This window comes from Natrialbaceae archaeon AArc-T1-2 (assembly GCF_030273315.1).
In the GTDB taxonomy this organism is placed as follows: domain Archaea; phylum Halobacteriota; class Halobacteria; order Halobacteriales; family Natrialbaceae; genus Tc-Br11-E2g1.
The window spans coordinates 1,852,527-1,876,440 of the sequence record NZ_CP127174.1; the positions used below are offsets into that span (position 1 = coordinate 1,852,527).

General features: G+C 65.3%; 26 protein-coding genes. 1 reads left to right on the forward strand and 25 read right to left on the reverse strand.

The window, feature by feature from the left end; all coding sequences use genetic code 11:
- Positions 1-54: 54 nt before the first annotated feature.
- The 4 genes from QQ977_RS09545 to QQ977_RS09560 form a co-directional block, all read right to left on the reverse strand.
- A complete protein-coding gene (locus QQ977_RS09545; RefSeq protein WP_285925484.1) occupies positions 55-1,464 on the reverse strand; it encodes a metal ABC transporter solute-binding protein, Zn/Mn family in 1,410 nt (469 codons plus the stop codon).
- 139 nt (positions 1,465-1,603) lie between these two features.
- Entirely contained in the window at positions 1,604-2,326 is a 723-nt protein-coding gene (locus QQ977_RS09550; RefSeq protein WP_285925485.1) for a hypothetical protein, read from the reverse strand.
- A gap of 113 nt (positions 2,327-2,439) precedes the next feature.
- Positions 2,440-2,850, reverse strand: a complete 411-nt coding sequence (locus QQ977_RS09555) for a hypothetical protein (protein WP_285925487.1) — start codon at positions 2,848-2,850, stop codon at positions 2,440-2,442.
- A gap of 168 nt (positions 2,851-3,018) precedes the next feature.
- Entirely contained in the window at positions 3,019-3,189 is a 171-nt protein-coding gene (locus QQ977_RS09560; protein ID WP_285925488.1) for a hypothetical protein, read from the reverse strand.
- A gap of 153 nt (positions 3,190-3,342) precedes the next feature.
- Between QQ977_RS09560 and QQ977_RS09565 the strand changes: the two genes are divergently transcribed.
- A complete protein-coding gene (locus QQ977_RS09565; protein ID WP_285925489.1) occupies positions 3,343-4,278 on the forward strand; it encodes a biotin--[acetyl-CoA-carboxylase] ligase in 936 nt (311 codons plus the stop codon).
- A gap of 6 nt (positions 4,279-4,284) precedes the next feature.
- Here the strand turns inward: QQ977_RS09565 and QQ977_RS09570 are convergent, their stop codons facing one another.
- The 21 genes from QQ977_RS09570 to QQ977_RS09670 all read right to left on the reverse strand — a co-directional run bounded on the left by QQ977_RS09570 (position 4,285) and on the right by QQ977_RS09670 (position 23,899).
- Positions 4,285-4,758, reverse strand: coding sequence for a universal stress protein (locus QQ977_RS09570; protein WP_285928696.1), 474 nt, complete (start codon positions 4,756-4,758; stop codon positions 4,285-4,287).
- A 68-nt stretch (positions 4,759-4,826) separates the two neighbouring features.
- Positions 4,827-5,849: an amidohydrolase family protein gene (locus QQ977_RS09575; RefSeq protein WP_285925492.1), complete on the reverse strand. Its 1,023-nt coding sequence runs from the start codon at positions 5,847-5,849 to the stop codon at positions 4,827-4,829.
- A gap of 36 nt (positions 5,850-5,885) precedes the next feature.
- Positions 5,886-7,109 (reverse strand): HD domain-containing protein, encoded by a 1,224-nt coding sequence (locus tag QQ977_RS09580; RefSeq protein ID WP_285925494.1) that lies wholly within the window; start codon positions 7,107-7,109, stop codon positions 5,886-5,888.
- A gap of 72 nt (positions 7,110-7,181) precedes the next feature.
- Positions 7,182-8,309, reverse strand: a complete 1,128-nt coding sequence (locus tag QQ977_RS09585) for a Gfo/Idh/MocA family protein (RefSeq protein ID WP_285925495.1) — start codon at positions 8,307-8,309, stop codon at positions 7,182-7,184.
- Positions 8,310-8,378: 69 nt separating this feature from the next.
- A complete protein-coding gene (locus tag QQ977_RS09590) occupies positions 8,379-9,443 on the reverse strand; it encodes a methionine synthase (RefSeq protein WP_285925496.1) in 1,065 nt (354 codons plus the stop codon).
- Positions 9,440-10,438: a 5-methyltetrahydropteroyltriglutamate--homocysteine methyltransferase gene (locus QQ977_RS09595; protein ID WP_285925497.1), complete on the reverse strand. Its 999-nt coding sequence runs from the start codon at positions 10,436-10,438 to the stop codon at positions 9,440-9,442. The genes QQ977_RS09590 and QQ977_RS09595 overlap by 4 nt, the downstream gene beginning before the upstream one ends.
- Positions 10,439-10,534: 96 nt before the next feature.
- Positions 10,535-11,107, reverse strand: coding sequence for a HemK2/MTQ2 family protein methyltransferase (locus QQ977_RS09600; protein ID WP_285925498.1), 573 nt, complete (start codon positions 11,105-11,107; stop codon positions 10,535-10,537).
- A gap of 2 nt (positions 11,108-11,109) precedes the next feature.
- Positions 11,110-12,258, reverse strand: coding sequence for a mechanosensitive ion channel family protein (locus QQ977_RS09605; protein ID WP_285925500.1), 1,149 nt, complete (start codon positions 12,256-12,258; stop codon positions 11,110-11,112).
- Between the two features lie 60 nt (positions 12,259-12,318).
- Positions 12,319-13,152 (reverse strand): 16S ribosomal RNA methyltransferase A, encoded by an 834-nt coding sequence (locus tag QQ977_RS09610; protein WP_285925501.1) that lies wholly within the window; start codon positions 13,150-13,152, stop codon positions 12,319-12,321.
- A gap of 58 nt (positions 13,153-13,210) precedes the next feature.
- Positions 13,211-13,804, reverse strand: coding sequence for a DUF655 domain-containing protein (locus tag QQ977_RS09615; RefSeq protein WP_285925502.1), 594 nt, complete (start codon positions 13,802-13,804; stop codon positions 13,211-13,213).
- A gap of 45 nt (positions 13,805-13,849) precedes the next feature.
- On the reverse strand, positions 13,850-14,206 hold the full coding sequence (locus QQ977_RS09620; protein WP_285925503.1) for an RNA polymerase Rpb4 family protein: 357 nt from the start codon (positions 14,204-14,206) through the stop codon (positions 13,850-13,852).
- Positions 14,203-14,493, reverse strand: coding sequence for a 50S ribosomal protein L21e (locus QQ977_RS09625; protein WP_285925504.1), 291 nt, complete (start codon positions 14,491-14,493; stop codon positions 14,203-14,205). Before QQ977_RS09625 ends, QQ977_RS09620 begins: the two co-directional genes overlap by 4 nt.
- A 54-nt stretch (positions 14,494-14,547) precedes the next feature.
- Positions 14,548-15,003 (reverse strand): DUF5799 family protein, encoded by a 456-nt coding sequence (locus QQ977_RS09630; RefSeq protein ID WP_285925505.1) that lies wholly within the window; start codon positions 15,001-15,003, stop codon positions 14,548-14,550.
- A gap of 70 nt (positions 15,004-15,073) precedes the next feature.
- On the reverse strand, positions 15,074-15,397 hold the full coding sequence (locus QQ977_RS09635; RefSeq protein WP_285925506.1) for a hypothetical protein: 324 nt from the start codon (positions 15,395-15,397) through the stop codon (positions 15,074-15,076).
- Between the two features lie 191 nt (positions 15,398-15,588).
- Positions 15,589-15,807 (reverse strand): YgaP-like transmembrane domain, encoded by a 219-nt coding sequence (locus QQ977_RS09640; RefSeq protein ID WP_285925508.1) that lies wholly within the window; start codon positions 15,805-15,807, stop codon positions 15,589-15,591.
- A 178-nt stretch (positions 15,808-15,985) separates the two neighbouring features.
- Positions 15,986-17,071: a tyrosine decarboxylase MfnA gene (gene mfnA / locus QQ977_RS09645; RefSeq protein ID WP_285925510.1), complete on the reverse strand. Its 1,086-nt coding sequence runs from the start codon at positions 17,069-17,071 to the stop codon at positions 15,986-15,988.
- Between the two features lie 110 nt (positions 17,072-17,181).
- Positions 17,182-19,539, reverse strand: a complete 2,358-nt coding sequence (gene ppsA / locus QQ977_RS09650; RefSeq protein ID WP_285925511.1) for a phosphoenolpyruvate synthase — start codon at positions 19,537-19,539, stop codon at positions 17,182-17,184.
- Between the two features lie 117 nt (positions 19,540-19,656).
- A complete protein-coding gene (locus QQ977_RS09655; protein ID WP_285925512.1) occupies positions 19,657-20,586 on the reverse strand; it encodes a PhzF family phenazine biosynthesis protein in 930 nt (309 codons plus the stop codon).
- A 61-nt stretch (positions 20,587-20,647) separates the two neighbouring features.
- Entirely contained in the window at positions 20,648-21,280 is a 633-nt protein-coding gene (locus tag QQ977_RS09660; RefSeq protein WP_285925513.1) for a class I SAM-dependent methyltransferase, read from the reverse strand.
- A gap of 143 nt (positions 21,281-21,423) precedes the next feature.
- Complete coding sequence (locus QQ977_RS09665) at positions 21,424-22,812, reverse strand: DoxX family membrane protein (RefSeq protein ID WP_285925515.1); 1,389 nt, start codon at positions 22,810-22,812, stop codon at positions 21,424-21,426.
- Positions 22,813-23,131: 319 nt separating this feature from the next.
- Entirely contained in the window at positions 23,132-23,899 is a 768-nt protein-coding gene (locus QQ977_RS09670) for an enoyl-CoA hydratase-related protein (protein ID WP_285925516.1), read from the reverse strand.
- Between the last annotated feature and the right edge of the window lie 15 nt (positions 23,900-23,914).

The window sequence follows — 23,914 nt, forward strand, 5'->3', positions numbered from 1 at the left end:
GTACTGGAGTCTCGACCGTCGCGCGGTTTAGTTCTTCTATCTCTCCGTCCATCGTCAGTCATCGACACCTAATGCCTTCTCGAGTGCGGGGATGTTCACTTCCTCCATCTGTTCGACCCAGCCCCAGCCCTGCTCGGCCCACTCGTGGGTCGTCCCCTCGGCGGGACTAAGCGGCTCGGCGTCGGTCGCCGGACTGTTCCCGAGCAACATTCTGGCCGCGCTCGGCAGTTCCTCGTCGTCGGGGGCCTCGAACGGGTCGTAGAGGATCGTCTCGACGTCGTGCTCCTCGACGACCTCGATCATGTCGCCGATGTCATCGAGGGACTCGGCAGCGTCGGGTGCGACACCGACTGGCGTGTGCAACCGGAAGTCGTACCGTCGCTCGACGTACTGGAACGAATCGTGAGCGACGAAGACGGCGACGTCGCGCTCTGCGTTTGCCGTGAGTTCCTCGAACTGTCTGTCGACGTCAGCGAGTCGGTCCTTGTAATCCTCGGCGTTTGCGGCGTAACGGTCGGCGTTGTCCGGGTCGACCTTGGCGAGCCCGTCCGCGATGGTGTCGACGACCTGCCCTGCGAGGACTGGATCGACCCACACGTGTGGGTCGTGGAACTCGTCGGCACCGTCGTCGTCGAGTTCCTCGACGACCTCGACGTCCATCGGGGCCGTGTCAGTGTCGTAGACGATCTCGCCCTCGTGTCGAAGCTCGAAGACGATCTCCGTCTCCCCCGTCCCGAGACCGACCAACTCGGCGGAATCGCCGTGGGACTCGATCCCGAGGATGTCCTCCGGCGCGCCCTCGACAAGTCGTGCGTCCAACTCGAACGGCTCGTCGGGGCCGAGTGGGACGATCCGTTCCTCGTGATCCCAGAAGACAGCACCGACCGGAACGGAGTCGTCGACGGGAACGTCCGGAACGCCGCCGTGCCAGTGGTCGTCGTCGGGCGTGCTGTGCCAGTAGCCGAGCTGTTCGTCGGATCGAAGATCGTAGATGTCGAACCGGTTCCGGGCGATCTCGTCGGGATCGAACTCGTGGTCGTGGTCGGGTTCGGGTAACGACTCGTCCTCGCCGCCGTCGAACGGAATGAGATACGGCCCCATCCCCTCGAGGCCGTCGATGACCTCGACGTCGCCCTCGTAGTCCCGTTCCAGATCCGCGACGACGTCCTGTGCCCAGGCAAACTCGGGCGTATCGAGATAGAGAAAGACCTCGCTCTCGGCAATCTCCGGGGCGAGGTTGCCGTCGGGTTCCCAGCCGTGGCCCATCTCTCCCGTGTCGACGGGATTTTCGAACTCCATCTCGTCGCCAGCGATCTGGTTCGCCCAATCCCAGAGCGCGAAGAAGGCGGCGTATCCGCCCTCGCCGCTTCCGCCCTCTAAGGGATCGCTCAGGCAGCCGGCGAGCGTCCCGAGCGTGACGGCGCCAGCACCGCTTTTGAGGACTGATCGCCGTGTGAAATTCATATCGATACCTGGCGATGCTCGGTTAAAAGTATTATTATCCACCACCTCTAGGTTAATAACTCGTGGCGGTGAACAGGGCCGGTACTAGCAACTCGACCGGACGGACCGGCTGGCAGGCTGTGTGACCGCGTCGCCCGCTCTAGCTGTCGGCGGCGAGCCTGAGGACCGCTCGATCGTCGTGTAACTCGACGATGGCGTACTCCTCGATGTCGTCACATCCTGGGACGTCGTCGGTATCGTACTCGAGGTGGCCATCGACGACCTCGATCGTGCCGGCCACGTCGGAGAAGAACGCGAACGTACCGTCGTCGTGGTCGTGATCGTCGTCGTGGTCGTCGGCCTCGAAGACGACGTATCCACTGTCGCCCTCGATGGTAACCTCGAACGGCTGGTGCGTATCGGAGATCGTCGGCGCGTCGTCTTCGGAGGCACCCGCCGAAAGGGGTTCTCGCTCGTCGAACTCCATGTGGTCACAGGCGTGGTCGATGTCGTGATCGCTTAGTCCGTGATCGTCGTCGTGGTCGTGATCGTCGTCGTGGTCGTGATCGTCGTCGTGGTCGTGATCGTCGTCGTGGTCGTGATCGTCGTCGTGGTCGTGATCGTCGTCGTGGTCGTGATCGTCGTCGTGGTCGTGATCGTCGTCGTGGTCGTGATCGTCGTCGTGGTCGTGATCGTGGCCACCGACACCTTCGACGAGCAACGTGACGGTTGACTCTGTCGTCTCCGTCCCGTCGTCGTCAGCGGACTCGTCGTCGGCCGGTTCGTCGTCGCCACCGAGACAGCCAGCGACCCCGAGCAGCGACAGCGAACCGGACGTTGCGAGTACTTTCCGCCGCGTCAGCGCGTTATGATTGGACGCCATTGTTAGGCTCTACCCGAAAAATAAGATTGGTTAGTAATGAATCCACCGATGTTAATAATACTATGAACGTCTATCGCTCGGTCCATATTCGGTGATCGACGACGTCGCGAGTATCATTCGAGCGAGACGACGAGATCGGTTCCATCGCGTCGTCGATACCGGGTCGGCTCACCCCGGACGACTTCGAACACGTCCAGCCGGATCACCAGCCTGCCGGGGCCGATCGTCGCCCGGAGGACGGGTCCGCGACTCGTCACGACGACGTACGGCGGTGCAGGGACCGGCGACGCGGAGAGTGCGTGTCCCGTCGCGTCCACGGCGTCGGCGAGTACTCGGGGCAGCCGGGACGCCACGCCTCGCTTCTCGAGGACGGTCTGAAACGGATCGACGACGGCGGTTCGATCGCTCGTCGCTTCGCGGTTCCACGAGGCCGCGACCGCGTCTGCACAGGCGTCGACGGCCTCGAGGACATCCTCGTGCTCGCGTTCGATCCGACGACGGGCGGCTGTGACGACTGCTGACACGTGCGACGGTGTCGCGGCGACGGACAAAACGCTCCCGGATCGTCGCGATGGCTTCGGTGCCTTTACGGTCTGTTGTGATTCGGTACCGGCGATCGCTCGAACGGGGCAGCGATCACCGGTACCACGGTACAACGATCCGTATCGAGGCGTCGCCGGAGACACTCGTTCTCAGAACTCGGTCGCGCCGATCCACGACTCGTCGCTGCAGTATCGACACTCGAACGCCGTCTCGTACTCCCTGCAGCGCCGGTGGAGCTCGCGCCCGCACGTGTCACAGGACGTGAGATCCGTCGGATCGATGCGGCCGTTGCATATCGTACAGCGGTTGCCAATTCTCATGTATCTTGTTACCACCTCCCGTTCTCCAGTCGCCATCCACCGGGCCTGGACATAAACGTACGGACTCGGTGCTTGCCGGACAGGTCAGTTTCGACGGCAACGGATCACCGCGAGCCGTTCGATTCAAGGGCGTTGCCCTCCCTCTTCGAGGGCATGAACGAGACGCGCCGACGGGTCCTCGAGGAACTCGCGGATGGCCCCGTCACCGGTCCCGAGATCGCCGACGCGCTCGACGTCTCGCGGGCGGCAGTCTGGAAGCACGTCGAAGCGCTTCGAGACGCCGGCTTCGAGATCGAGAGCCGTACCGACGGCTACGAACTCGTCGACGTGACGGGGTACAACGGGCCGACGATCGAGTACGGCCTCGAGGCTCCGTTTACGATCGAGTACCACGAGACAATCGCGAGTACGAACGACCGGGCACGCGAACTGGCGGCCGAGGGTGCCGAAGACGTCGTCGTTCTCGCGAACGAACAGACGGGCGGACGCGGTCGCCTCGATCGCCGCTTTGACTCGCCGCCAGGGGGCGTCTGGGTGAGTATCGTCTGTCGACCCGACATCCCCCCCGTCCGCGCACCGCTTTTCACCCTCGCCGGGGCGGTGGCGATCGCGCGGGCAGTCCGGGAGGTCGGCGTCGACGCCCGGATCAAGTGGCCCAACGACGTCGTCGTCCCGGTTGGCGAGGACGGCGAGTACCGAAAGCTCGCGGGCATCCTCACCGAGATGGAAGGCGAGGCCGACCGGGTCACGTGGCTCATCGTCGGCACCGGTATCAACGCGGACATCGCGTCTGAGGAGCTTCCCGAGGGGGCGACCAGCGTCCGCGACGAGGTCGGCCCGTTCGACCGGCGGGTCTTCGTCCAGCGGCTGCTCGAGACGTTTCACGAGTACCGCGACCTCGAGGGCGTCCTCGAGGACTGGCGTGACCTCTCGCTGACGCTCGGCCAGCGCGTCCGGGTCGAGCTGCCGGACGGCGAGATCGAAGGTGACGCAGTCGAGATCGCAGACGGTGGTGCACTCGTCGTCGAGACCGAAGACGACCGGGTACAGGTGTCTGCGGGCGACTGTGAACACCTCCGGCCGACGTGACCGCTCTCACTCCACCGTCGCCCGTGGGTCGGCCGGCACGTCCTCGAGGTCGCTCTCGTCGACGGTGATCGTCAGGACGGGCACTGGAGCCGACCGAACGACCCGCTCGGTGACGCTGCCGAGCAACAGCCGATCGATGCCACCGCGGCCGTGCGTTCCCATCACAACGAGGTCACAGTTCCAGGCCGTAGCTTCCTCGACGATGACCCGACTCGGCGATCCCTCGAGAATCGCCGTCTCCACTGGCACGTCCTCGACTACCTCTTCGACTCGCGCAACGGCCTCCTGGCCTTCGTCACGGAGCGTGGTGACGATTCCGTCCCAGGACGTTTCCATCGGTAACCCGCCGTAGCTTGCCGTATTGACGACGTACACCGCGCGGATCGTCGCGTCGTGAGCGCTGGCGAGATCGGCCGCGTACTCGATCGCCCGCTCGACTTCCGCCGATCCGTCGGTCGGGACGAGAACCCGATCGAACATTGATACCATGTCTCATATTCTCACGGTAGAACAAAAGCGTTGGTGCACGAGCGACGAGATCCTGGCCCTCACGCGGGAACGACGACCTCGCGGACGTCGGCGACGCCTGCGCGTCTGACGACCGCCCGGACGGGATCGATCGCACCCGAGAGGTTGTTCGAGTCGCCGTCGAGTACCACCAGTCGCGCCTCGGCCCCGGGTTCGACGACGCCGTACTCGAGACCGACGATCTCGGCACCGTTGACCGTCGCCATCCGGAGGACCTCGCGCGCCGAGAGGTCGGAGAGCTTCGAGAGCGTGGCCATCTCGCGGAACATCGATGGCGAGTTGAGCATGACGTTGTCGGTTCCTAACGCGACGGTCGTCCGTGCCGTCAGCTCCTCGACGGGCGACACCCCGACGTCGGTGACCAGGTTCGATCGCGGACAGACGACGACGGGCACGCCTCGATCCTCGATCCGATCCAGGTGGATCGGCTCGGGGTGAACGACGTGGACCAGAAAGTCCGGATCGAGGTCCAGCGCCGGATTGATGTCGCTTGCGTCGACCTCTCCGGCGTGGATACCGAAGGGTTTGCCCGCCTCGCGGGTCGCCGTCCGTTCGCGATCGAAGCTGTCGTCGTTGGCTCCGCTCGCGCCGAAGCCGTCGCCTTCTTTCATCGCGTCGATCGAGCCGCGGGCGAACGCGAGCGCCTCGACGTCCAGCCCGCGTGCGGCCTCCCGGAGCGCCCGAACGCCGACGACACCACCCTCGCGAAAGTCCAGGCAGGCCGCCGTTCCACCCTCGAGCATGTAGCGCAACGACCGACGCATCGCGCCGACGAGTTCCTCGCGGGACGTCTCCCGCAGTAGCCGGTGTTTGAGTCCGTCCGGCGGCGCGACGAGTTCCTCGAGGCTCAAGCCGCCGCCGGCTTCCTTCGCGATCGAGTCTCCGACGTGAGTGTGGGCGTTGACGAACGCCGGCACCACGAGGTCGTCGCTCTCGACGGACGTCTCCTCGATGCGATCGATGCGTCCGTCGTCGTCGATCACGACGCGACCCTCGACGGGCTCGAGCTCTCGCCCTCGGAGGATCGTCCCCGCACGTTCCATACCCCCGATTTCGGCGCCAGTCCCTTGAACGCGTCGTCACTCGAGGAACTGATCGAGCGTCGCGTACAGCCCGTCCCGGGTCTCGCTCACGAGCGGGCCGTCGATCTCCAGCCCGAGGACGCTGACTGCGGCCTGGCCGACTCGTTTCCGGACGTCGGCCGGCGAGTAGACGCCGAGTCGCCACTGGGAGTACTGAGCCGCCCGCAGGGCGTCGACCAGCGGCGACTGGTGGCCGAGCCGTCGCATCTCGCCGTTGACCAGCACCCGGCTCGTCGACTCCGTCATCGACGGCCTGTCGGGGACGTCGAGGATGACGGCCGCTTCGTCGACCGCAGCCTCGCTCGCGATCTCGCGCTCGAACGTCCGAACGGCGTCGTGGTCGGCCTCGATGATCCCGCCGGGGACGTCGTCGATCTCGGCCCAGACTGCCCGCTTGTAGAGGTCTCGCTCGTCGAGGCGTCTCGAGAACTCGCTCGTCCGATCGCTCGAGCGCAAGGCGACGATCAGGTCGTGGTCGTCCATGCGCTGGAGCGTCGCCGCGTCGACGTCGGTCTCGAGCAGCTGTTCGCTCGCCCGTCGGAGCATCGCCTTGCTGATCCGGGCGACGCTGTGGTTGTACACCGTCGGGTTCATCAGCGCCCGCGCGACGAGTAAGCTCTCTGCCGTCTGGACGTTGCCTTCCGCGAGGACGAGTTCGCCGTCGACGAACGTCAGCTCACGGACGAGCCGGCCGTGGTCGATCGTCCCGTAGGGGACGCCCGTGTGGTGGGCATCCCGTACGAGATAGTCCATCCGGTCGACGTCGAGCTCGCCCGAGACCAGCTGGCCGAATCGGCCTTCGCCCGCGACCAGATCCGCGACCGCGTCGGGATCGAGGTCGTGTTCGCGTAACACCTCGCCGACCTGGCCCGACGCGAGCAGTTTGTGGACGTCGTCGTGGTACCGCCCCGTTCGACGGTAGGTTAGCTCCTCGAGGTTGTGGCTGAACGGTCCGTGACCGACGTCGTGTAAGATTGCCGCCGCACGAATCCGTTCCGCCTGGATCCCCTCGACGCCGAGGTGATCGAGTGCCGAACACGCGAGGTGGTAGACGCCCAGGCTGTGTTCGAACCGGGTGTGATTCGCCGACGGGTAGACGACCGAGACGGTGCCGAGCTGGCGTATCCCCCGCAGCCGCTGGACGGCGGGTGTATCCAGCAGGTCTCGAGCGATGCCGTCGACCCGGATGTGGTCGTGGACGCTGTCCTTGATGTGTTTCATTGCCGGGGTTTCGGCGGTTTCGTACAAAAACCGTCGCCCGGTCACGGTCGGGACGACGCGCACAGCTCTCGATCAGCCGAGCCGCGAGAGCTCGACCCACTCGCCTCGCGTGTCGCTCAGATCGATCGCCGCGAGGACGCGCTGGGCGGCCAGCCCGTCGGCGAACCCCGGCTCGAACGCTCGATCCTCGTCGATCGCCCGCAGAAACTCGTAGTTCTCGTGGACGAAGGTGTGTTCCCACCCCAGCACGTGCCCCGGCGGCCACCAGCGGTCGACGTAGGGATCGTCGGCGTCGGTGACGAGAATCGTCTCGTAGCCCCGATCGCCCTCGCGGAGGAGTTCGAGTTCGTTCAGCCGCTCGAGCGAGAAGCGAAGACTCCCCGCCGAGCCGTGGATCTCGATCGTGTGGTCGTTCTTGTGGCCCCTCGCGAACCGCGAGGCCTCGAGGGTGCCCATCGCCCCGGTTGCGAACTCGAGCTGAGCGGAGTAGGCGTCGTCGACCGTCACCGGCCGCGTCTCGTCGTCGCCGGCAACGGGTCGCTCGTCGACGAACGTCTGCAGGTGACCGCTCACGCGTTCGATCTCGCCCGCGAGGTCGTCGTCGCCGACGAGAAACCGCAGGAGGTCCACGGTGTGCGAACCGAGATCTCCGAGCGCGCCCGACCCGGCCAGTTCCTCGTCGGTTCGCCAGGACCAGGGTTCGTCGGGATCGACGAGCCAGTCCTGCAGGTAGCGACCGCGGACGTGGTGGATGTCGCCCAGTTCGCCCGCCTCGAGCAGTTCTTTGGCGTGCTGGATCGCCGGCACGAACCGGTAGTTGAACGCCGCGCCCGCGGGAACGTCGGCCGCGACGGCCGCCGCTGCCATCCGTTCGGCCCCCTCGAGCGTCGGTGCGAGCGGCTTCTCACAGAGCACCGGCGTGTCGGCCTTCAGCGCGGCGATCGAGGGCTCGACGTGGACGTGATTCGGCCCGAGGTTGTAGAAGACGTCGACGTCGTCGACAACGTCGCGCCAGTCGGTAGCGACCTCGGTAAAGCCGAGCCGGTCGGCGGCGGACTCGAGTGCATCCTCGTCACGGCCCACGAGCACGCGCCGTTCGACGTCGGGCGCGTCGGGGAAAAACGTCGGGAGCCGTGCGAGCGCGTTCGCGTGTGCCTTTCCCATGAACCGGTAGCCCAAGACGCCGACCTCGAGAGTCATGAAACGGGCGTCATCGAGCAGGTAGTTAGCGTTTGGCCCGACGACGTCGCGACACGCCGAGAACGGGGATCAGTCGCCCGCGGGCGTCGGCGCGCCCCGGTCAATCTCGAGGCCCTCGTCGAGTTCTTCCTCGACGTTGCGGGCGGCCTCGACCATGTTCGCCATCTTGCCGTAGGCGACCTCCCGGGGCAGCAGCTTCACGCCACAGTCCGGCGAGACGACGAGCTGTTCGGGCGGAACGACCTCGAGACCTTTCAAAATGTTCTCTTCGATCTGTTCGACCGATTCGACCTCGGCGACGTGGACGTCGGTGACGCCGAGTGCCAGATCGGCGGTGAACTCGGGGTCTTTGAAGACGTCGAGCTGTTCGTAGTCGCCGTTTGCGAGCTCTAAGTCGAACTCGTCGACGGGGAACTCGAGAATTTCGGGGTAGATGCGCGAGTAGTCGCCGTAACAGACGTGCAGCCCGATGCGCACGTCCTCGGGGATGTCGGCGACGATGCGCTCTAAACACTCGCCGACGATGGCGTGGTCGTCGGGCGTGGTCGCGAGTGCGGGCTCGTCGATCTGGATGTAGCGAGCGCCGGCGTCGACGAGCTTTTCGATCTCCTCGTTGACGAGGTCGGCGAGCGCGTAAGCGAGTTCCGCGTCGTCCTCGTAGGCCTCGTTGAACGACCAGCTCGCCAGCGTGTACGGACCGGTGATCGGTACCTTCACGGGACGGTCGGTGGCGCTTGCGGTGAACTCGTACTCGTCGACGAGCCAGGAGTCGGTGTACTCGACGTCGCTGACGACGCTTGGCTTGTCGAAGTAGTTGTGTCCCCACACCTTCACGGGGCCGTTGAACTCGTAGCCCTCGATCCGGTGGGCGAAGAACTCGACCATCTCGTTTCGGCGCATCTCGCCGTCGACGACGGCGTCGAGTCCGGCACGCTCGTGTTCGGCGGTGATCAGGCGGGCGGCGTCGTCTTTGGCCTCCTGCCAGTCCTCGGCGTCGAAGTCGTGGTCGGGGTCCTCGTACAGCTCTTTCGCGCGGTTGAGCCACTTCGGCTTCGGGTACGAGCCGACGACGGTCGTCAGCAGGAAGTGGTCGTTGTCGTGATCGTCTGGTCGGAACTGGTCTTTGTCGGTCATGCCGTGGTCACCTCCGCGAGGTCTGCGGCCTCTGCAAGAACGGCGAGTTTCTGCTGGAACTTGCTGTAGGGCAGGTAGAACGTCTCGGTGTTCGTCGTCAGGTAGGCCGTCTCGAACTCGGAAACGGGGATCTGATCGAAGACCCACTCGGCGCGGTCACGGATCGCCTCGGGGTCCTCGACCAAGGTGTTCTGGCCGTCGGCGAGGCCGAGTGCGATGCTGTCGGCAGCGCCGTACTCCTGGATGTTGTAGCGGTTGTCGTCCTGCTCGGTCACGAAGTCGAAGCCGACGGCGTCGACGTCGGCGTCGAGTAAGTGGGCGTAGACCTTCTCCTCGAGGGCGTCCCAGTACGGCTGGACGACGACGTCGGCGTCCGTGGCGGCCGCGACGGCGTCGATCGCCTCGCTCGCCCGTTCGTCCTCACCGTCGCCGGGTGCGTCGGTGGCAAGCGAGGGCTCGAGCAAGAACAGCGTCTCGTGGGCGGGGAAGGCCTCGGCCTCGCCGGCGAGGAACTCGGCCACCGCGGCGAGAAAGTCGGCGTCGTCGCCGTAGTGCTCGTCGGTCGCGAGGTCGGCGAGCGAGTACGGCCCCGGCAGGACGGCTCCGAGCTCGTCGGTCAGTTCGCTCGCGGCCTCGAGCTCGCTTGCGACGTCGCCCGAGAACTCGAGGTCGCCGGTGACGACGGGGTCGCGATAGAAGTTGTTGTTGTCGTAGTAGCGGACGATGCCGCGGGTCTCGACGTTGTCGTGGACGGCGAGTGGGTGTGCGAGCATGTCGTCCCAGCGCAGCTGGCCCTCGACGACGAGGTCGAGGCCGGCCTCGGCCTGTACGCCGATCACTTCTTCGCGAGCGCGCTCGTACGCCGCGGTGATCTCCTCGCCCTCGTCACCGCTGATGAGGTCGCCTTTCTGGTGACCTTTCAGGTCCGAAAGGTCGTCTTTCGCCCAGTCCGGGAGCGGAAACAGCCCCGGTGTGGTCGAGACGTAGTCGGTCATTCGTGAGAGCGGCTAGGCTATGCCGATGCTTAATATTTACCATCTTCGCGAATACGTGTGAGTAATTATGGCTGACGGAACGGTGCCGGCAGCGACTCACGGTACCAACAACAAGACGGTGAGCGTCTCGAACGGAAACGACTCGTCTTCGAGCGCGACGGCGCTAAAGCCCGCCTCGCTCGCCCGCTCGACGACCGTCTCGACGCCCGTGAGGCTACTGACGAGCAGGTAGACGACGCCCTCGGGTGCGAGGACGCGACCGACAGTCTCGAGGAACGGGTCGATGATCTCTCGGCCCGACTCGCCACCGGAGAGGGCGACCTCCATCCAGTCGTCCCACTCCGTGTCGGGGTCGGTCGGGAGATACGGCGGGTTGAAGACGACCGCATCGAACGTGTCGTCGGCAAACGGCGAGACGAGGTCCGCACGGACGGCCTCGAGCCCCCGTTCGCGAGCCTGTCGACACGCGTGTGGATTGAGATCCGAGGCGACCACGCGAGCACCCGTCTCGGTCGCGATTCGCTCTGCGACGTAGCCCGAGCCGGTGCCGACCTCGAGGATGGACTGGTCTCCGTCGATTCGCTCGCAGGCGACGGTTGCGAGAAGTTCCGAATCCTCGGCGGGTTCGTACACGGCGGTTTCGAGACCCCGTCGCTCGGCGAGGTCCACTGTTACTCACCTCCCGGAGACGTCGTCGACGGCCCCGCGGATCGTTTTGCGTCGTCCGACGCTCGCCGTTCGCCGACGTCGACCTCCGTTCCGTCTCGATGCGAGAGTTCCCGCTGTGGATACGGAATCCCGATCCCCTCGTCGTCGAACCGGGTCTTGATCGCGTCGATCGCGGCCGTCCGGGCCCGCGAGCGTTTCGGCGCCGTCGGCTCGTCGATCCAGAACCGGACCCCGAGTACCACCGCCGAGTCGCCGAACTGCTTGGTGACGACGCCGGGGTTTGGGTTCGACACCGCGTCGTCGACGTCTGCAAGTGCCTCGAGTGCGATCTCACGAGCGTACTCGACGTCAGCCTCGTAGTCGATCCCGACGTCGACCTCGAGTCTGAGCTGCCCGTTCGCCGACCGGTTCGTCACCATGCTCGAGCCGACCAGGTCGTTCGGTATCTCGACGTACTCGCCGTCGAAGGTTCGAATGCGTGTGTTGACGATCGAGATGTCGGTGACGATTCCCTCCCGCTCGTCGATCTCGACCCAGTCGCCGACCTCGAACGGACGGGCGAACATCAACACGAAGCCGGCGATCAACGCGCCGAGCGTCTGGCGGGCGGCCATACCGACGACGATGCCGAGGAAGCCGGCCCCGACGAGCAAGCCGCCGAGGTCGTCCGTCCAGACACTCAAGACGATTACTAGAGAAGCCCCCCACAGCACCACCTGACTGACCCGGTGAGTGACCTCGTGTTGATGCTGGCTCACGGCCGCCGAGGACTCGAGTAGTTCCCGTAGCACGCGCTTGAGAAAGCGGGCGACGATGTACGTCCCGACGAGAACGACGAACGAGACGATCAGCCTGGCGACGAAGTCCCCGCCCAGGTCGCGTTCTGCGTACATCTGCTGGACCTCGCCGGTCTGGCCCCAGACGCCGAGGGTCACCGACAGCCCCACGACGAACGTGCCAAGGAGCACGACCGTCGTCACGATGTCGGCGTACAGCGGCCGGATCCGCTCGTTGAGCCACCGCTGGAGCGTCTGGGAGGCGAGCAATACGAACACCATCGCCCCGACCGCCAGGGCGGTCACCGCGAGTCGCTGGTTCGTCGTCGCGAACTGCTCCGACAGCCAGTCGAGTGCGGAAAGCGGCTCGAGCATCGGATCACTCGCCCGGGAGGAGAGCGCCCACGGTTGTGTATCCGTCGATCGCCGGTTCGGTCACGCGTCCTCGGGACGGCCGACCTCGGCAGCGAGTGCGGCGAGTTCGGCGAACTCCGTCGGCGTCACCGCACCGGCACGCTTTGCGAGCAGCTCCTCGCCGGCCGCCTCGACGACGGCGTCGGGCTCGTCAAGTCCCGAGATGTGAGCCGTGTTCCGGATCGCGTTTCGCATCGTCTTTCGACGCTGGGTGAAACAGGCTTTGACGAACCGCAGGAAAAACGCCTCGTCGTCGACGTCGTACTCGGGGTCGCGCGGCGTCGTCCGGACGACGGCGCTCTCGACGGCCGGCGGCGGCGAGAACGCTTCCTTCGGCACCGGCTCGACGAGCTCGACGGCCGCGTAGTGCTGGGCCGACACTGACAGCCGTCCGTACTCGTCCTCGCCCGGCTCGGCGACCATTCGCTCGGCGAACTCCTTCTGGAACATCAACACGAGCGGACACTTCGTGGGCAGCAGCCGGAAGGCGATCTCGCTCGAGACGCCGTAGGGCAGATTCGAGACTGACGCGGTAAAGTCGGGGAGCTCGACCTCGAGGGCGTCACCCTCGAGGACCGTCAGTTGTCCGGCGTCGATCTCGTCGGCGAACTCCTCGCGCAGAAACGCCACCAGATCGGGGTCGCGCTCGACGGCGGTCACCTCGTCAGCGATCGCGAGCAACCGGTCTGTCAGCGCACCCGTCCCCGGTCCGATCTCGAGGACGTGGTCCGGGTCGTCTCCCTCGAGGTAGGTCGGGAGTCGATCGAGCACCCGGTCGTCGACGAGAAAGTGCTGATCGCGGTCCGGATCGCCTCGGACGCCGGCACGGGCGAGCAGCCCGTCTGGATCTCTCATCGGGCGCGGCTACGGCGTCGATCGGCGTAAACGCACCGTCTTTTCGTCGCCGGCCAGCTCACTCGCTGTCGTTTTCCTGGCGTCCGACGAACGTCTTGTACTTCAGATCCTCCTCGCGTAGCTCCTCTAAGATGCGTTCGACGAGCACGTCGGCGGGGTCGTGCAGTCCCGAGATGCGCTCTTCCATCTCTGCGAAGCCCTCGAACGGCTTTCGCTTTCGTTCTTCCAGAATGGCGTTTCGAAGCTTCTTGCCGATTCCCGGCAGAAGGTTCAGCTGGTGGAGTCGTAGCGTGATCGGCTGGGCGTCGTTGTAGAAGTCGACGAACCGTTGTTCCTCTTCCTCGACTAAGTCTTTGACGACGTACTCGAGTTCCGACTGGGCACCCGAGGAGAGCTCCTCGTACTCGACGGGCTGGCAGTCCTCGACGACGTCGCGCTCGGATTCGGGCTCGACGACGACGTGGGTCCCGATCGTGAGCCGGGTGTCCTCGTCGAATGCGACCTCATAGAGCGTGAAGTCCTCGACGTCCATCGCGTATCCGGCGGGAGACTTCTCGTACTGGGGCCGGCTATCGTCCGACAGTCCATGTGGAAGGTAATCGAGTACGACTGCACGTCGACGGTCCGTCCCGTCGCTGTCCGAATCGGTCATTGATGCTGGATACGGCGACGGCATACTTAAAGAGTCGGCCCCGTCTCAGACGTACTGGGCGACGACGTCGAGAATCTCGTCCAGTTCCTCGCCCGACAGGGAGTACCGCTCCTGGGCGTAGACCGCGCGCAGTTCGTCCCGATCCTGGGGGAGCAGGTTGGTTATCTTGTAGGCGGTCGGCTCGTCGACTTTCTCGAGTTCGAGCAGGTCGCCGACGAGCTGTTGGGCCTCCTCGGGATCGAGGACGGCAAAGCGATTGACGTGTTCGATAGCCCGTGCGAGTTCGTAGCGAAGCTCGCGGTCTTCCTCGAGAGCACGCTCTGTTTCGATGTCGGCGAGCAGCTCTTTCGTCTCCGAGACCGTCAGGAACTCCTCGTCGACGATCTCCTTGAAGATTGTCATTCCTGAGCGCGCAGGTGAGCCGCGGTGACGATCAGGGTCTTGTCCTTGCCGCCGTCGTTGATCTGCACTTTAAACGCGTCACCCTGTCGACCGACGACTTCACCCGTCATCCCGTCGAATCGGGGGTGAAAGCGGCCGTCGGGGATGCTCGGGTCGATCGTGAGGTGGACGTTCTGTCCCTCCTCGTACTCCTGGATCGCACGCTGTGGCGGGGACGTGCCACGCTCTCGAGGATCGTTCGCGAGTTTGTTCCGGGTTCCCTGACGAGGTCCATTAGACTTCGGCATAGTCGTACGACCCTCTTGTCCGGTGATGGTTATAAAACGCACGTTCCACGGCGATCACTCGGTAGCGGCCTCGCGGACCGTCTCCCAGCGTCCCTTCGACTCGAGGTGTGACTGGAGTTCGTCGGCGTACTCCTGCGTGAGCGTTTCGGCGGCCTCGCGTTCGGCCTCGTAGGCGTCCTCGTCGTCCTCGCCCATCCCCAGTGCGCCCTTTATCGTATCGACGACGCCACCGCCGCTCGAGCGATCCGGCCCCTCGGCCGTCCCTCCCATCGCGCCGGTCTGTTGTCGTACGTTCTCGAGTTCCGGCAGAATCTGTTCTACCTTCTCGGTGTTGGCGACGATGCGTGCCTGGTCGGGGTCGTCAGGGTGTTCGATCTCGAACTCCGTCGCGGTCATGATGAGGCTCCACTCCTGATTCGAGAAGCGAGAGTTTCTGACCCGCGAGGAAAACTCCTGATCGACGGCCATCCGTTCGCCGACGATCGTATCGGTCCAGGAGGTATCGCTCATGCGCGTGCGTTCGCCCGGTGGCAGTATCAGGGTTTCCCCGGTCCGGACCGTCACCGAGAGAGGGCCGAATCTACGCGTTCTCGAGGCCGGGTTCGGGCAACAGCTCGAACCGACCGCAACACTGCAAGCAGAGTCCGAGTACCAGCGAGCCCAGAAACAGCGCCAGCAGCGTCGGCCGTCCCTCGAGTCCGACCGCGAGCACGACGGCGCCACCGACCCACGCGAGCCAGCCGAGCGCCTCCCAGAGGCGTCCGTCGTAGACGCGCCAGACCGCACACGAGAGAACGAATCCGCCGAGCAACGCCGCGAGCACCGCCGGTTCGAGCGCGACTGACCACGCCGTCGCGGCGAACCCGACGAACCCGACCACGGCGACGGCGTCTAGCCGATCCATCGTCTCGAACGATCGCGCTGCGACGAAAAACGCCTATCGGTTCGCGAGCGCCCCGGCTACCGCTCGCCCTGCGCGTCGCCGTCGCGTCTCGACTCGCTTGAGACGGATTGCGGTAACCGCTTACCGGGGAAACCGCAAGATGAGTCGCGGTTGCCCCGGAACGGACGTACAGCAGTCAGTACGAACCGTCACTACCCCCTGTCACACGGGTTGATGCCGACGAGCTGGTAGATGGGACACAGCTGTATCGCCCCGGTTCCGACCAGGACGACGCCGGCGACCAGTGCCACTGCTCCGGCGGTGACGCCGAACTCGAGGACGCCGGCGACGGCGGCGACCCCGGCCGCTATCAGTACCACGCCGAGTGCGAGTCGGACCGTACGGTCGATCGAACACACGTTCGTTTCCATACGCTATTCCCGTCCCGTGCACTCGGAATAACCGTTGTGGTACACGCGTCGAAAGCCCGTGGCTCATACTGCCGGACGTACGTCGTGAACGAGTCTCGCCGCCCTGGGGGTGGCGAGGATCTTCACACAGTTACGTCCGATAGTATCAGCACCCTCGCGGCTCGACTGCGCGTCGGGATCAGTCGTCGCCCGGAACCGAGGCTGGCAGTCGCGACTCGAGTCGATCGAAGTCGGCGAGAAACGTCTCGAGGATCTCTCGGGTGACGTGGGGCATACAGACGATTCGGAGTTCGTTCGCGCCGGTTCGGGAGATGCGCCAGCCGTCCATCCGAAGCGCCTCGAACAACGAGCCCGGAACGGATGCGGCCACGATCGGCAGCTCGGGCTCGACGACGGGGTAGCTCCGGTTTCGCAACTCCCTCGCGAGCCACTCGGCATTTTCCTGTGAGCGTTCGTACTGGGCGTGGTAGCCATCGGGCCACAGCTCGTCGATCGCCGCGACCGCACTCGCGACGCCCGCGCCCGATCGGGTGCCGGTGAGCGTCGCCTGCGAGGTCGACTCGAGGTAGGGTGTGTCGACGGCGAGTTCGTCGAGCAGGTCGTCGTCGCGGACGAGCAACCCGCCCGCGGGAACCGCAGCCTGGCCCATTTTGTGGGGATCGATCGTCAGCGTGTCGACGGCGGCGTGTGAGAAGTGCCACTCGTGGTCGGTAAACGGCAGGACGAACCCGCCCCAGGCGGCGTCGACGTGAAAGAGCGCGCCGACGTCTTCGGCGACTCCCCCGAGGGCGGGGATCGGATCGACGCGGCCGTACTCGGTCGAACCCGCGACGCCGACGACGAGTGCCGTCTCCTCGTCGACGGCCTCTTGGGCCGCTGCGAGATCGATCCGGCGGTCGTCGTCGACGGGGACGACGCGCAACTCGACGCCCAGCAGGTTCGCCGCCTTCCGGAAACTGAAATGACCCGATTCGGACATGACGACGTTCGGCGTCTCCGTCTCGGCGCGGTTGCGGGAGATCCGGACGGCCTGGATGTTCGCTTCCGTGCCGCCACTCGCGACGTAGCCGTGGGGATCGGCGAGGCCAGCGATCTCGCCGAGTCGGTCGATGACCTCATCCTCGAGGTCCGCGACGGTCGGATAGGAGCCGGGATCGCCAGGGTTCGTCGCGAGAAACCGTTCGGCCGCCTCGCGCGCCGCCGGGTGTGGGTCGGTACACATCGAAGAGAGCACCCGGTCGAACGCCTGCGGCTCGGCCTGCATACCACGTCAAATGGGGGTCACCGGTTTATTCGTTGCGTTTGACGCATTCGAATCGCCGTCGAACCTGGCAGGACTCGAGTCGCTCGAGACGAGTTTCGGAGACGCCGGAACTACCGGACGGAGTCGAGCAACAGTTTCTGTTCGACGCGTTTGACCTCGTGTTGGACGTCACGAACCGCGTCGATGTTCGCGGAGATCGAGCTGACGCCCTCGTTGACGAGGAACCGGACCATCTCGGGTTTCGAGCCGGCCTGGCCACAGATGCTCGTGTCGACGTCGTGCTCGCGGCAGGTCTCGATGACGTCGCCGATCAGCGCGAGGACGGCAGGGTGGAGTTCGTCGAAACGGTCGGCGACGTTCTCGTTGTTGCGATCGACCGCCAGCGTGTACTGGGTGAGGTCGTTCGTCCCGAACGAGGCGAAGTCGATGCCTGCCTCGGCCATCTCCTCGACGCCGAGTGCCGCGGCAGGAGTCTCGATCATCACGCCCCAGCTGCGTTTTGCGGGATCGATGCCCGACTCTTTCAGTAGTTCCTTTGCGCGGTAGACGTCCTCGGCGTCGTTGACCAGCGGGAACATGATCTCGACGTTGTCATAGCCCATCTCGTAGAGCCGGCCGAACGCTTCGAGTTCGTGGGCGAAGACGTCGGGTTTGTCGAGGCTGCGCCGAATGCCACGGTAGCCGAGCATCGGGTTGTGTTCGTCGGGTTCGTCTTCGCCACCCTCGAGCTGGCGGAACTCGTCGGTGGGGGCATCGAGCGTGCGCACGCGGACCGGTCGTGGGTAGAACTCGTCTGCGACCTCGCGGACGCCGTCGACGAGTTCGCTCACGTAGGCGTCTACGCCCTCGGTCTCGATGATCCGCTCGGGCGTTTTGTCCTGCGAGAGGATCATGTGCTCCGTCCGCAGGAGGCCAACGCCGTCGGCTCCCGTCGCTGCCGCCCGCTGGGCGGCCTCGGGGATCGAGACGTTGACTTTGACCTCGGTCGCGGTCATCGGCTTGACCGGCGACTCGGGCCGGACCTCCTCGACCGGATCGTGGCCGGTGTCGCTCACGTCGGCTCCCTCGCGGATTGCGCCTTTGTCGCCGTCGAGGGTGACGATCTGGCCGTCGGTGAGGACCTCCGTCGCGGTTCCCGCGCCGACGACGGCCGGCACACCGAGTTCCCGGGAGACGATCGCGGCGTGGCTCGTCATCCCGCCTTCGTCGGTGACAATGCCGGCGGCTCGTTTCATCGCAGGCACCATATCCGGCGTCGTCATCTCGGTGACGATGATGTCGCCCTCGCCGACCTTGTCGAGCTCGTCGAGCTTGCCGACGATCCGTGCCGGTCCCGTTACCGCTCCCGGGCTCGAGCCCAGACCGTTGACGATGACGTTGCCCGTGCCGTCCCCACCCGACTCGGCGGTCGCCGTGCCGGCCCCGTCGGTGAGGCCCTCGGCGGCGTCGACCGCCCCTGCGTCGGCTGCGGCTTCGTCCTGGTCGCTGATCGTCGTGATCGGGCGAGATTGGAGCATGTAGACGTCGCCGTCGCCGAATTGCAGCCGGCTGCCGGATGAGCTTCGCTCGTCGCTGTCGGCGATCGCCCACTCGACGTCCTGGGGTTCGTCGTAGTGGTCCTCGACGAGTTCGCCGAGTTCGACGAGGGCTTCGATCTCGTCGTCGCTGAGCACGCGCTCGTCGCGTCTCTCCTCGGGAACCTCGCGTTCGACGGTCGCACCGGTTTCCTCGTCTTTGACGTGCATCACCTTCTTGTCGGCGACGGTGACGTCGACGCTCCCGTCCTCGCGGGAGACGACGTAGTTGTCCGGCGAGACGGCACCGGAGACGACCGCCTCACCGAGTCCCCACGCGGCTTCGAGGATCATCGTCGGCTCGCCCGTCGAGGGGTGGCTGGTGAACATTACGCCGGATTTCTCGGCCTCGACCATCTGCTGGACGACGACCGCGATGTTGACGGCGTCGTGGTCGAAACCCTGCTCGTTGCGGTAGTAGATCGCCCGCTGGGTAAACAGCGACGCCCAACACTGCCGGACCCGATCGAGCAGATCGTCCTCGGTGACGTTGAGAAACGTCTCCTGCTGGCCGGCGAAGGAGGCGTCCGGCAGGTCCTCGGCGGTCGCCGACGAGCGCACGGCGACGAACGCCTCGCCGTCGCCGACCTCGCGGTACGCCTCGAGGATCTCCTCGCGTAACGCCTCGGGAAAGGGTGTCTCCTCGATGAGCTGCTGGGCGCGATCGGCCGCCGCCGACAGCGCCTTCGAGTCGTCGACGTCGACGTCGACGGCCGCGAACAGCTCCTCGTCGATCTCGGCTTCTTCGATGAACGTGCGATAGGTCCCGGCCGTGACCACGAACCCGGGCGGGACGGGCAATCCCGCCCCCGTAAGCTCGCCCAGGGATGCGCCTTTGCCGCCGACCGTCTCGAGGTCGTCGGCCCCGATCTCGTCCAGCCAGAGTACAGCCATCTGTATGTGGATGGAGTGCAATCCGGATAAAGAACCTTGCGACCGCCGCTCAATATTTCTCACTCGAATACGGGTTAATTCCTGAAATCCCGTGCGTTCGTGTGTTATCAGATCGTTTCACGCTTCGAGAATGGCTTCGTCTTCGGCGGCCGGCACGATCAGTCGTCCGTCGAGGACGATAACGCCGCGGCCGCCGACGCTGACCTCGCCGCCGACTCGCACTCGGACGGTTCCCGGCCGGTCGAGGTAGTGACCCTGCTCGAGTCGCAGTTCGGTGGCCGACTCGTTCGCGTCGGCACCGTCCTGACCCTCGCCCTCGAGTGCGCCATAACGGGTCAGATACGCGCCGACGGCACCGCTTGCCGTCCCCGTGACCGGATCTTCTGGCACACCCACACCGGGCGCGAACATCCGCCCGTGAAGGGTCGAGTCGGCCTCGAGCGTGTCGAACGTAAAGAGATAGAGCCCGGTCGCGTCGACGGTTTCAGAGAGGGTTTCGATCGCGGCCGGATCCGGCTCGGCGTTGCCGACGTCGGCGAGGTACGTGACGGGAACCATCAGAAACGGGAGGCCGGTCGAGGATACTGCAAGCGGCAGATCCGCGCTGGCTCCCTCGAGTGCCGCCTGCTCGACGCCGACGGCCTCGGCGACCCGGTCGTAGCCGACGTCGACCTCGCGGATCGTCGGCCGATTCTGCGTCATCCAGACCGTGCCGTCGTCTTCGATCTCGATCTCTACGATTCCCACGTTCGTCTCGAGCGTCGTGGTGCCGGCCTCGAGATCGCCTTCCGCGTGGAGGTGGGCGAGCGCGCCGATCGTCGCGTGTCCACAGCGGTCGATCTCCTGGTTCGGCGTAAAGTACCGAACCCGGCGGTCTGCCGCGTCGCTCGAGCGCAGGAAGGCGGTCTCGCTGACGGCCAGTTCGCGGGCGATCGCGCCCATCTGGTCGTCGGTGAGGTCGTCGGCGTCGGGCACTACGCCGGCGGGGTTGCCCGAGAGCGGCTCGTCGGTGAAGGCGTCGACCTGCAGGACCCGGATCGTCTCCATACGACCCGCGTCGTCCGGGGAGGCCATCAATCCACCGCCGTCGAACGATCTTCGGACTCCGTTACGTTCTCTCTCGGGACAGGTCGGGATACGACTGGGCTCCGCCACTCGAGTTGCGCGCGACCAGCGTCATCACGGCGGCGGTGCCGTCGTTGACCGCACAACGGCGCTCCTCGTAGGTGAGGATCGTCAGATCCAGACACGCCCGTAGCAGGTCGTTCGAGCGATACCGATGTCGGTCGCTCGAGGGGCCGATCTCGACCGGCTCGCTCGAGCGGAGGTGGTGTTCGTAGACCAACACGCCACCCGGCGCGAGCGCCTCCTTGAGGTCCGGCAAGAGATCGAGCGCGGCGAAGAAGCTCACGGTGATCAGGTCGTAGGCGTCGGCCTCGAGGTCGAACCCGGAGTCGGGGTCGGTGAGGTCGGCCCGAATCCACTCGACGTCGGCGTCGCGCTCGTCGGCCCAGCGCCGGGCCCGCTCGAGGGCCTCGTCGGAGACGTCGACGGCCTCGACGTCGTACCCCTGTGTAGCGAGGCAGATCGCGTTGCGCCCGGTGCCGGTCGCGACGTCTAAGGCGCGACCGTCGGGAAGCGTGTCGATCCGACGCTCGAGTTCGGGAATCGGATCCTCGGGGAGCTCGAACTGGTCGTCGCTGCTGTACTTCTCGTTCCAGCGTTCGCGGTCGTCGGTCACGGTCGAACCGTGGTGGGGAACCATCTTGGAACTAGTGGCGTTCAAAGCCTGAACTGATGGGTGAAACCGAGTGCGGTTGACCGGTTTCACTCATCAGTCGACGCTTGGAACGGTACTAGCGACCCCGGATTCTCGACCGATGATTAGTCGTCGAGGGAGGACGCTGGCCCCGAATCCTCGAGTTCGCGGAGTCCAACGGCGAGCGTGATGACTGCAAACCCGACCATGACCAGGCTGATCGGTCCGGTCGTCGCGCCGTATCCGCTCGGCTCGACGCCGAGGACGAGTCCGCTCGCGACGAGCACGACCGCCACGAGTCCGAGTGCGTGCCACGTCGGGACCGAGCCTGCCATCTGTTGGGAAAGCGTGACCGACGCGGGAGCCTGTGACCGTCCGCTGACCGCATCGAGGCTCGCGTGGCGGCCGCCGAGGGCAGCCGCAGCGACCGCACTCATCAGTAACAGCGGAGCCAACCGCACGAGTCCGAGCGCGATCAACACGGTCAGGTAGCCGACCGCGACCGATCCGAACAGACGCGTCCGGTAGCCGACGAACAGCGCGATACCGGCCGCCGTCTGGACGGCCGCGAAGACGCCCACCCAGACGGGCAGGGCCGGGAGAACGACGGTCTCGATAACCGCCGCGACGGGCGTGACGTGGGCGGCTGCGATATCGGTGAACACCGCCTCCTGAAGCTCGAGGGGGGCCCAGCCGGGCAGCGTATTGACGCCGGGCTCGACGCGGACGAACACCTCGTGAAGCAGCCGGTAGCCGATAAAGACCCGCAGCCCGTCCGCGGCGATCGCCGTCGGGTCGCCCCCGCGGTACGCGAGCACGAAGCCACCGGCGACGATCGCACTCAGCAGCGCCAGTTCGACGCCGACGAGTGCCAGCCCGTCGGCAAACGTATAGCCCCGCTCGGGAATCGTCAGCAGATAGTAGAGCCCGACGAGAGACGCAATGGCAGCGATCGGTGGGTACCACGACCGGGGGATCGAGCCGACCGAGGCGATTCGATCGGACCGTCGCGCCCACGCGCCCGACTGTCGGCTAATCCAGCCGTCGAGCCCGTAGTGATAGCCCGCGTTGGCGACGAGCAGGAAGGCAATCGCCACCCCGAAGGTGGGCGAGGTCCGGATCGTCCCCATGTTGAATACCGGCAGGAAGTACAACAGACCGACGATCGCTGCCGGACGCGTCCAGAATCCAACCAAGAGTGCGACCCCGAACGACAGCTGGAGCAACAGCGCCAGATTGCTCCAGAACCAGGCGTGTGGAATCACGACCGCCTCGAGAACGGCCGCGTACCAGACGTAGGTCCCATCGGAGACCGCACGCGCTGCCCGGTCGGCAAGCGGTCCGCCTGCGCTGAATCCGATCCAGTCACTGTTTAACTTCCACCAGCCGCCGAACGCCAACTCATAGAGCAACAGGAGTCCGACGAGGACTCGCGTCGCCGCGATCCACGAGCTCGCGCTTGTTTCGAAATTTGACACCTCGTGCTGTGCTATCGTCGATTTCGGTCCCGACATTAGCAACTCTGCTAATTAATTTAGTCCTATTTAATATTTTTGAGTCTATCTTTAATATACGATACATTATTATTCTCGGGTGAAACGGTAAGGCCAATTGCGCCGAGCGCCGATACGACCATTCGTTCTCCTATTGGGCGTGTTGCTGGTATTTGTATCCATTTGGACTATAAAAACTAAACGAACTAGGAGATATTGTTTAAAATAGGATAAAATTTATCGTCGAGGGCGTTCGGGTCACTGTCCTCGTAAGGCTGATTCACCGAACGTTCGACGAACCGGCTGAAAAACGTCTATTGTCACTCGATCTCGTGGTAGTTTACTCGAACTCCGGCTCCCGATCCTCGACGAAGGCGGCCATTCCCTCACGCTGGTCGTGAGTGCCGAAGAGACCGCTCCAGAGACGACGCTCGAACGCGAGGCCCGCCTCCTGGGACGTCTCGTGGGCCTGGTTCAGCGCCTCCTTGGCTGCCGTCATGGCGGCGGTGGGTTTGGCCGCAACCTCGGCTGCCATCTCGGCGACGACCTCGTCGAGTTCGTCCTGGGAAACGACGTCGTCGACGACCCCCTCCTCGAGGGCCTCTTCGGCGCCGAGTCGTTCACCCAGGAACACCATCCGCCGGGCCGTCGAGTCGCTGGCGATCCGGGGGAGTCGCTGTGTGCCACCCCAGCCGGGAACGATGCCCAGATCGATCTCGGTCTGGCCGAGGACGGCGTTCTCGCTTGCGATGCGGAGATCGCTCGCGAGCGCGAGTTCACAGCCGCCGCCGAAGGCGTAGCCGTTGACGGCGGCGATCACCGGCGCGTCGTGGGTCGTGATCGCGTCGAACACCCGATGGCCGAGTTCGGCGTACTCCTGGGCCTCGGGGGTCGAGAGATCCTGCATGTAGCCGATGTCTGCGCCCGCGACGAAGGCGTCGTCGCCGGCACCGGTGACGACGACTGCCCGTGCCTCATCTGTCTCTTCGAGTACGTCCTCGAGATCCGAAAGCGTCTCGCGATTCAACGCGTTCAACCGGTCCGGCCGGTCGATCGTAACGGTTGCGACGTCGTCTGTCCACTCGAGGTCGACGGTCTCTCGTGTCATACGGGCACAATCGTC